This is a genomic window from Rhodopirellula maiorica SM1, from assembly GCF_000346295.1.
GTDB lineage: Bacteria > Planctomycetota > Planctomycetia > Pirellulales > Pirellulaceae > Novipirellula > Novipirellula maiorica.
In genome coordinates, this window is sequence record NZ_ANOG01000818.1 from 1 (window position 1) to 8,959 (window position 8,959).

General features: G+C 55.4%; 7 protein-coding genes. 6 read left to right on the forward strand and 1 reads right to left on the reverse strand.

From position 1 onward, the window contains the following. Nucleotides 1–177: 177 nt before the first annotated feature. The 4 genes from RMSM_RS40180 (at nucleotide 178) to RMSM_RS26670 (ending at nucleotide 5,373) form a co-directional block, all read left to right on the forward strand. Nucleotides 178–408 carry a hypothetical protein gene (locus tag RMSM_RS40180; RefSeq protein ID WP_008704124.1) on the forward strand — a complete coding sequence of 77 codons (231 nt, stop codon included), beginning with the start codon at nucleotides 178–180 and terminating at the stop codon, nucleotides 406–408. Between the two features lie 15 nt (nucleotides 409–423). Then, the gene (locus RMSM_RS26660; protein WP_008704126.1) at nucleotides 424–1,899 is read left to right on the forward strand and encodes a Do family serine endopeptidase; all 1,476 of its coding nucleotides are present in this window, start codon (nucleotides 424–426) and stop codon (nucleotides 1,897–1,899) included. A 241-nt stretch (nucleotides 1,900–2,140) separates the two neighbouring features. Continuing rightward, nucleotides 2,141–4,189 carry a DNA mismatch repair endonuclease MutL gene (gene mutL, locus RMSM_RS26665; protein WP_008704128.1) on the forward strand — a complete coding sequence of 683 codons (2,049 nt, stop codon included), beginning with the start codon at nucleotides 2,141–2,143 and terminating at the stop codon, nucleotides 4,187–4,189. Nucleotides 4,190–4,476: 287 nt separating this feature from the next. Continuing rightward, nucleotides 4,477–5,373 carry a response regulator gene (locus tag RMSM_RS26670; protein ID WP_008704130.1) on the forward strand — a complete coding sequence of 299 codons (897 nt, stop codon included), beginning with the start codon at nucleotides 4,477–4,479 and terminating at the stop codon, nucleotides 5,371–5,373. Between the two features lie 9 nt (nucleotides 5,374–5,382). Here RMSM_RS26670 and RMSM_RS26675 read toward each other — a convergent pair whose 3' ends face one another. Continuing rightward, nucleotides 5,383–6,552 carry an aldose 1-epimerase family protein gene (locus RMSM_RS26675; RefSeq protein ID WP_008704132.1) on the reverse strand — a complete coding sequence of 390 codons (1,170 nt, stop codon included), beginning with the start codon at nucleotides 6,550–6,552 and terminating at the stop codon, nucleotides 5,383–5,385. Between the two features lie 274 nt (nucleotides 6,553–6,826). Here RMSM_RS26675 and RMSM_RS26680 point away from each other — a divergent pair, with 274 nt between their 5' ends. Together RMSM_RS26680 and RMSM_RS26685 are read left to right on the forward strand one after the other, a co-directional pair. After that, nucleotides 6,827–8,077: a cupin domain-containing protein gene (locus tag RMSM_RS26680; protein ID WP_040769516.1), complete on the forward strand. Its 1,251-nt coding sequence runs from the start codon at nucleotides 6,827–6,829 to the stop codon at nucleotides 8,075–8,077. Between the two features lie 156 nt (nucleotides 8,078–8,233). After that, the coding region (locus RMSM_RS26685) for a sugar phosphate isomerase/epimerase family protein (protein WP_040769517.1) at nucleotides 8,234–8,959 on the forward strand (726 nt) is incomplete at its 3' end.

Consider the following 8,959-nt stretch of genomic DNA (forward strand, 5'->3'; position numbering starts at 1 on the left):
TTGCTTTTCATCGCCTGGTGGATTGACCGATAGCGTACCAGATTGGCAGCTGGAAATGTCCAGCCCCCGGAGCGTGAAAGCGGGGATTTTTGGCCTGCGGTTTGCTCCGAATGTGCGGGTTCTCGGGCACGCTGTCGCATCGGCAGACCACAGAGATTTCAATCTAGGTAGACTTCGTTGAGTTTACAGCCACTCGGCGGGTTTGCCGCCTTTTTGCCACTGCAACACGCCGAAGTGCGGATCGCCGCTGGCACACTGCGAGCCATGATGCACCAGCACCAGGGGTCGCCATCGCGATGGGGACGTCGCAATAGGGACCCAGGGTGGCTCGTTACAATGAGGGTTGGTACTGCGATCGCGCCGGGTAAAGATGAGCGAAGCAAAGACAGTTTTTTGAGATTCGAATAGTGAGGAGCCATCCTGATGGACAATCTGTGGAAGCGTGTAAGCGGCGTGTTGGCGGCGATGTTGTTTGGATCGCTGTTGACCGGTGCCGTGCTGAGTTTGCCTGAGTCGCTGCACCGCGATAGTCACGCGCAAGACCAGTCGCGGGTACCGATGCAGGGCCAACATCTCGACACGGCTCAAGATCTGTCACTTTCGTTTCGCAACGTCGCCGAAGCATTGCGACCAAGTGTCGTCAGCATCAGCACCAAGCAAACACAGATTGTCGGCGGTCGGCAGAGCCAACGACGTGCGTTGCCGCCAGGCTTTGAAGACTTCTTCGGCTATCAACCCCAAGCCCCTCAGCGGCGTGAGTCCGAAGGAATGGGCAGCGGTGTGATCGTCCGCAAAGACGGCTACATTTTGACCAACAACCATGTCGTCCAGGACGCTGACGAAATCAAAGTCCAACTCAATGACGGACGCATCGTGCAAGGCAAGATGGTCGGCACCGACCCGCAAACCGATTTGGCGGTGATCAAAGTCGATCTAGACGGATTGCAACCAGTGCTTTTTGGAAGCTCGGACGACATCCGTGTTGGCGATTGGGCCTTGGCGATCGGCAGCCCGTTTGGATTGGAACAAACCGTCACCGCGGGCATCATCAGCGGAAAGAACCGAGTACAAGGGATCGTCGACGATGGCAACGGCTTCGAAGATTTCTTGCAAACCGACGCGGCCATCAACCCCGGTAACTCGGGCGGCCCGCTAGTGAATCTGCGAGGTGAATTAGTAGGGATCAACACGGCAATCCTGTCACGCAGTGGTGCAAGTGCTGGGATCGGATTTGCAATCCCGGTCTCCTTAGCAAAACCGGTACTTGAATCGATTATCGAATCCGGCCAGGTGCGACGTGGTTTCTTGGGCGCTCAAGTGGTCGACGTGACTCCGGAAAGCAGGCAAAAGTACAACCTCACGGTGAACTCGGGTGCACTGATCGGAGGACTACTGGAAAATCAACCGGCGGCGAAAGCGGGGCTGCAACCCGGCGACGTGGTGACGAAATTGGATGGCCGTCCGGTCCGTTCGGGAACGCAGTTGCGAAATTACATCGCCAGCCGCCCACCTGGTGCTACGGTGGTCATGGACATCATTCGCAATCAAAAAACATCGCAAGTCACTGTGAATTTGCAGGAACGAACCGACGAAGCAATGGCAATGTTCGGTGCCGGATCGCTGTTTGGTGCCGAATTGATCCCGGTGACTCCGGAAACGGCCAAGCAATACGGATACGAAGGGCTGCGTAGCGGTTTGATCGTGGCGAGTGTCGAAGACGGCAGCATCGCTGCGCAGGGCGAATTGCAGGTCGGCGATGTGATCGAATCAGCGGCGAATATCCAAGTCTCGTCGGTCGATCAATTGTCGCTGATCTTGGATGAAGCCCAGAAACAACGGCAACCATTGCGGTTGGTCGTCCGACGCGGCAATGCCCGGATGCTATTGGTCGTCCGCTAAAATCCGCGATCCATCCGTAGCGAAAGTCGCCGAGACTTTCGGTTTCCCCCAATTCCCCGCGAAACTTTTGACGAGTTTCGCGGGGAAAGACTGACGAAGCACGAGGATCCTCGCTCGACTTTGCAACCTTTCGGGTTATTCACATTCTGCCTGCTACAACGAGCCACGACTCTCTTGCATGCATTGGATTCCAGACAGATTCTCGGTTGTTGATTTTGCGTAAAACGGTACATTCGTAAGGATGACTGCTACTGCAAAACCGCTGCCGACCATCCGTCAATTACCCCCCAATCTCGTTAACAAGATCGCTGCGGGCGAAGTGATTGAGCGACCGGCATCGGTTGTGAAAGAGCTGCTCGAAAACAGTGTCGACGCAGGCGCCTTTCGTGTCGAAGTGACGATCAATGGCGGCGGCACCGAACTGATTCGCATCAGCGACGATGGGTGTGGCATGACGGCGGAACAATTGCCGCTTGCCGTTGCCAGTCATGCGACCAGCAAACTGCCCGACGAAGAGGCCTTGTTTCACGTCCACACGCTTGGGTTCCGCGGCGAAGCGTTGGCGTCGATCGGCAGTGTTTCGCAATTGACGATTCGCAGCCGTACAATCGCCGACGACTGCGGATCAGAAATCAACGTTCGCGGCGGTGTGATCGAATCGCCAACGCCTTGCGGATGCCCCGTCGGGACGGTGATGGAGATTCGCAATCTATTCTTCAACACTCCCGTTCGTCATCGTTTTTTAAAGACGGCACAAACCGAGCGGGGGCATATCGTCGAAGCGTTTACGCGAATCGCGTTGGCCAATCCCGACAAACACTTTGTTTTGACGTCCAACGACAAGACGCTTTACGATTTACCACCGACGACACGATGGTCCGACCGCATCGCGGAGTTTTTTGGTGGCGAGATCGCTGATTCACTTATTCCGATTGAAAGCGACGACTCGCAAATTCGCGTCAGCGGCTATGCATGCGACCCTTCGGTCAGCCGGGGAAACAATCGCATGCAGTACATGTTCCTAAACGGTCGTCATATCCGCGATCGTTCGCTGCAACATGCGTTAAGCGAAGCGTATCGCGGGCTATTGATGGTCGGCCGTCACCCGGTCTGCTTTCTGCGGATGGAGATGCCCGCGGATATGGTCGACGTCAACGTCCACCCCACCAAGTTGGAAGTGCGATTCACCGATGGCGGCCGGGTGTATGGACGGTTACTGCAGACGCTGCGATACCAGTTCTTGAAAACCAACATGACGCATCGCGTTGGCCCCGCTTCGACAGCTCAACCCGACACGACTGCGAGCGAAAGCTCACAAAGCGGCGACGTCGTCGCTGCCGCGCCGAGTGTGCTGGGGTTACCGAGCCGCGTCGAAGCCGAACAGCGGCAAGGCGTGATCAATTGGGCACGCACCGGGGAAACACCTCCGATGCCCGCGAGCTTGTCGCCATCAGGTTCATCGCAAGCGATGCCATCGACTTCGCTGCCGGACTTCCGCCCGTTTCCTGGCAATGCCCCGCTACCTGGCAATGTTTCGCTACCTGGCAATTCATCGCCGATGACCGCAGCGGGCGATACCACAACCGACGACGCCACAACCAATAATGGTGACGCCGCAGCAGAGTATGCGTCTTGGGACCCTCAGCCCGCTGCGAACGATGGCAATCCAAGCGATGGTAATCCAACGGTTTGCTACCTTGGCTTCCAAGTTCACAATCGCTATCTCGTCACGCAAGACGAGAAGGGAATGGTCGTCATCGACCAACACGCCCTGCACGAACGCGTGTTGTACGAGCGAGTGAAAGACAAAGTGTTAGGCGGATCGGGGCGACTAGAATCGCAGCGTTTGCTGGTCCCCGAGCCCGTTTCGCTAACGCCCGCCGAACGAACCGCCGCGCTCGATTCCAAGGAAACGCTGGCCCGAATCGGAATTGAAATCGATGACTTTGGGGGCGAAACGATCCTGATTCAATCCTACCCGGCAATGCTGAAACGCATGGCGCCTGGCGACATGCTGCGAACGGTGCTGGAATCGGTAATGTCGGCAGGCAAAGAGCCCGACGCGCAAGACCTGCTGAATCATTTGCTCAGCACGATTGCCTGCAAAGCTGCCGTCAAGGCGGGTGATCCGCTCACGCGTGAAGAGATCACCAGCTTGCTGGAACAGCGTGATTTATACCAGGACACGCACCATTGCCCGCATGGACGCCCGACTGCTTTGTTCTTTAGTCGAGACGAACTGGATCGCATGTTTGGCCGACTGGGGCCTCGCGGACGCGCAAAAGGCTGATCAACCATTTTTTTTGCAGCGTTACTGCTCCCTCGGCCGCAATGCGGTTCCTTGGCCGCAATGCGATTCGTCGGCAGCAACCGTAAAATTCTTGCCCCGCCAAGACGACATCATTCCCCACTGCGGGCGACGTTGGTTTAAACTATAGAATGCACGCGTCTTTTCTAGCGTGCAGCGGAGCCTAATCCATTGCCCCTATCCAATTGACACATGCCTGACGCTAAAACGTTGGGCTCGGCTCTCACGGCTCGAATGAGTTTCCGCTCCACATAACCAACGAGTCTACGATGGCTTCTATTTTACTGTGCGAAGACAGCCCAACGCATACGGTGCTGATGCAGACGTTGCTCGAAGACGATGCTCATGAAGTACGCTGTGCTCAAGACGGACGCGAAGCGATGGCGTCGATTGCCCAGCACATGCCCGAGTTGGTGGTCACCGATTTGCGAATGCCCAACATGAACGGCCTGGAATTGGTCCAAGCGTTGGTGTCCGGACAATCATCGCTGCCCACCGTCGTCGTCACGGCGCGAGGTTCCGAGGACTTGGCGGTCGATGCACTTGCATTAGGCGCAGTGAATTTTGTTCCCAAAAATTCGCTCAACATGCTGCTCAACCCCGTTGTACGGCAAACGATCGCGTATTCGGGCAGCGATCGATTCTCGCAGCCATTGTCGGGACAACTTCGTTCACCCGAGTTTTATTTCAAACTGAGCAATGACATCGAATCGATCAATCCGGCGACACAGATTGTTATCCAAGCGTTAGCAGCGTCGGGCAAACTCAATTCCACCAATCGAATCCGCATCGGGATGGCAGTCGCCAGCGCGTTGTTCAATGCGATCTGCTACGGCAACCTCGAACTTAGCGACGAGGACCCGATCGTTGCCAAAGTCATTGCGGGTGACCGAGACAGCTATAACGAACTGATGAATCGCGCAACGTCCGATAGCTATCGCAAACGCAGCGTGCACTTAAAGGTGTCGGGCGGCGACAAGGACACGCGGATCTCGGTGTCGCATGATGGAAATGGCCGCTTGGCTCGATTTAACCCCGCTCCCGGCACGCCTGAATCATTTGAATTAGAGCAGTGTCGCGGGATGATGCTGATCACCAGTTTTATGGACGAGGTGATGTTCAATTCAGGTTTCAGCGAAGTCGTGATGGTCAAACATCACACGTGAGCCGAACCGTTACATCGACCAACCAGCCTTGGGGTCATCATGGATCTGCGGCGCGTGAATGGCGGCAAGCCCCTTGATTCGACTGCTGACCTTTTCGACCGCCGCTTCATCGGTCAACACTTCTAACGACAACCGGAACGAAGCGGTCTCGGAGGGTTCGATCTTCACCACTCGCCCTTGCTCGGCCTCGAACGAACGTGTGTTTGGAAAATTGGTTGCGGGCTCCATGCCGACCACATAGCCATCACTTTTGGCGCCGGTGTTTTTCCACAAGATGAAATTGGGAAGCTGGCTGACGTTAAACGTGACCGCCATCCCACGATTTCTTTCCGCCGTGCGGAGCATCGCGGTGGTTTCGCTCGAATCGTCGCTAACCAAGTTGGCAAAGTAAACGCGTTCCTGATATCCCGATTCGGGCTTATCAAATTGGTTCCAAGCATCAAGCTCGCTTGCGGACAAAGCGTCTTTGGGAGCAAGCTCTTCGCAGGCGGCTTCGAGTACCGCACCCGGCTTTAGAATCGGCGAGCCGACGTTGATGTGATACAGCAACTGCATCGTTGCAGGAGTCGATAATTCGTTGGTGACATCGTCCAACAAATCCACTCGATAGCTGCCCGCATGGACTCGCAATCGCGTTCTCATCCTCAAACGCTTAAAAAACAGTCGCGATTCGATCACTTCGCCAATCAATTCGAGCCGGCCGGACGCTTCGTCGTATTCGATCGACAGCGAATCAGCGGCCAGATTCCCGATGCGTCCGTGCAGCGGGTATTTCAGTTTTCCCGATTCATCGAATTCAGGCGCCCCGTTGCTTTCCAACCCACAGCGAACGACCAATTCATCGAACCCTTCGAGCCACCCAAGTCCGCTGGGGTCAAACAGCGGAACTTGGGACGGATGGACAGGGCCGTTGACTGGCGAATCCCAACCAAACCGAATCCCCTCGGCCTCGATTTTCCAGATTGACATCCCGCGAGTGGGCAGCACGATAACCCGCATCACGCCGGTATCAATTTCAACGACTTCGACATTATCCGACGCGCCCCCGACGAAACGGCCATGCCGGGTTTTGACGTTACCCATGCGTGTTTCCACGTCCATCGACAAGGGCGATTCGCTATCCCAGGCGATTTGGGGCTCGCGGCGGTCCCATTTTCGAAGTGCGACAATTTCTGCCATGATCTTTCTGAATCTTTGAATGCGAGGGCGATTAGGCGTTTGTGGATGCGATCGGGTCGAGCAAGGTCGTCTTTTTTATCGGTTCTGAATCGCTGGCGTTCTTGCCCGTTCGCTGCGAAGCAAATAAAACATAACTTCCTCAGAAACCAATTTAGGGCGTTTATTTCATCCCACTGATCGATTTCTTCTGCACAAAATTGTGCTCTGTGACCGAAGAACACGTTTCCAGCCTGAACATACTCTTTCCCTCCGAGAATCAAAGGTACTACGATCGATGAGTAACGTTAAGCTGGACGACGGCTTAATCCAAGATGACTCGGTTGCTAACATTCTCGACTCCGCGATGGACGCAGGCGAGGGACTGCTGCGATTGACCCCCACTTGGGTCCCCCGATCGTTTTTGCATCCCGGACGCCGGATCAAATTGCATCCTGGGGACTATTACCGCTTTGGTGCCGACCGTGGCGGTATCGACGAACGATGGTTCGGCAGTACCACCGAAGCAGCCAACGAAGGCCGTGTCTGGCACGAAGGGCTGAGCTTTGTCCTCTTCGAAGGCAAAAAGTTCACGCTGCGAGATGCCGTCTCCGAACGCGGTAACGATATTGTCGGCGAGTCGATCTATTCAAAATACGATCGTTGGCCCGTTTATTCGAAATTCTTTGACAACATGGGGCCGATCCCCCATCACATGCACCAAAGTTTCGAAGACGCAAAATTGGTGGGCCAGGAAGGGAAGCCTGAAAGTTACTACTTCCCGCCTCAGTTGAATAACGTCGACAACAACTTTGCTTACACGTTCATGGGACTTGAACCCGGCACGGAAAAATCGGATGTGCGTCGCTGTTTGGAAAACTGGAACGCCGGTGACAATGGCATCCTGGACCTCAGCCGTGCCTATCGTCTGAAACGAGGAACCGGTTGGTTGATTCCGCCCGGCGTCCTGCACGCCCCGGGGTCGCTGTGCACGTACGAACCGCAGTGGGGCAGCGACGTATTCGGGATGTACCAATCGATCGTCGAAGGCCGCTATGTGCCATGGTCGCTGCTGGTCAAAGACATGCCCGAAGAGAAGCACCAAGACCTGGACTTTATCGTCGGCCAGTTGGACTGGGAAAAGAACGTCGACACCCACTTCAAGAACAATAACTATCTCGAACCGGTCCGCGACGAAGAACGCAGTGGCGATGGTTACGAAGATCGGTGGATCGTCTACGGCACCGTCGATGGCGAACAGTTGTTCAGCGCGAAAGAGTTGACGATCCAGCCCGGTGCGAAATGCACTTTACAGGATCCAGGTGCAAGCAGCTGGATCACGGTCCAAGGCCGCGGCCGTATGGGATCACTCGATTTGCAGACGCCAGCGATGATCCGCTTTGGCGAAAACACTTCGGATGAAGTCTTCATCTCACATGTCGCTGCAACGAACGGCGTCGAGATCGAAAACCTTGGAACCGAACCGTTGGTTGGACTAAGGTACTTTGGTCCAAACACGCACAAGAATTTACCCAAGGCTGGCAGCTGAGGCTTCCACCACCGTTAACGATCGGGTTTGGAGCAGTGGGATTCGTTAGAATTCCTTGCGTCCCGGGATGTCCGGCGACATCCACTACCCCAGAAACAAAATTAGTCAGCGCAATACCAGAGCGATTCACACGAACTCTTTTAGGAAATCAAAGCGATGAAACTTCATAATGCAATGTGGCCCGGTCTGGTTGGCAAAGGCACCGACGAAGGGCAGGAGCCACCGATCAGCCTCGAGCGAATGCTCGACTTGACCGCTGCGGCCGAAGTCGACGGACAGAAGTTCGATGGCATCGACTACTTTCTGTTCCTGCCACACACCAATCCCGAAGCCAGCGACGACGAGATTCGCAAGATTGCGGATTTGATCGCCAGCAAAGGTTTGGCGGTCGGTTCGTTGGTCGCTCCGATTTGGCCCGGTACCGTTGGCGATTCGGCTATGGGCGATGCCGAGCAACAAGCCAAGTTCCTCTCGGCGGTGAAGATGGCTTGCCGTATCGCCGGAATCTTTAACGACCACGGTGTGCGTCAATACGGAGCAATCCGCATCGATAGCGCCGAGTTTGGTGTCGAAAAGTGGCGTGAAGACCCGAAGGCCAACACGCAAAAAATTGCCAACACGTTCAAAGAAGCTGCCAAGATCGCGGCCGATCACGGCGAGCGTTTGGCGGCCGAAGGCGAAATCTGCTGGGCCGGAATGCACAGCTGGAAAGACATCCTCGATTTGCTCGAAGCCGTTGGGATGCCTGAATCGCTCGGATTCCAAGCCGACTTGGCACACACCTATTTGTACTTGATGGGCTACAATGCGCCCGAACACGCACTGCTGCATGAAGGCTACAGCGACGAAGAATTCTATGCGGCGTACGAGAAGATGACTGAC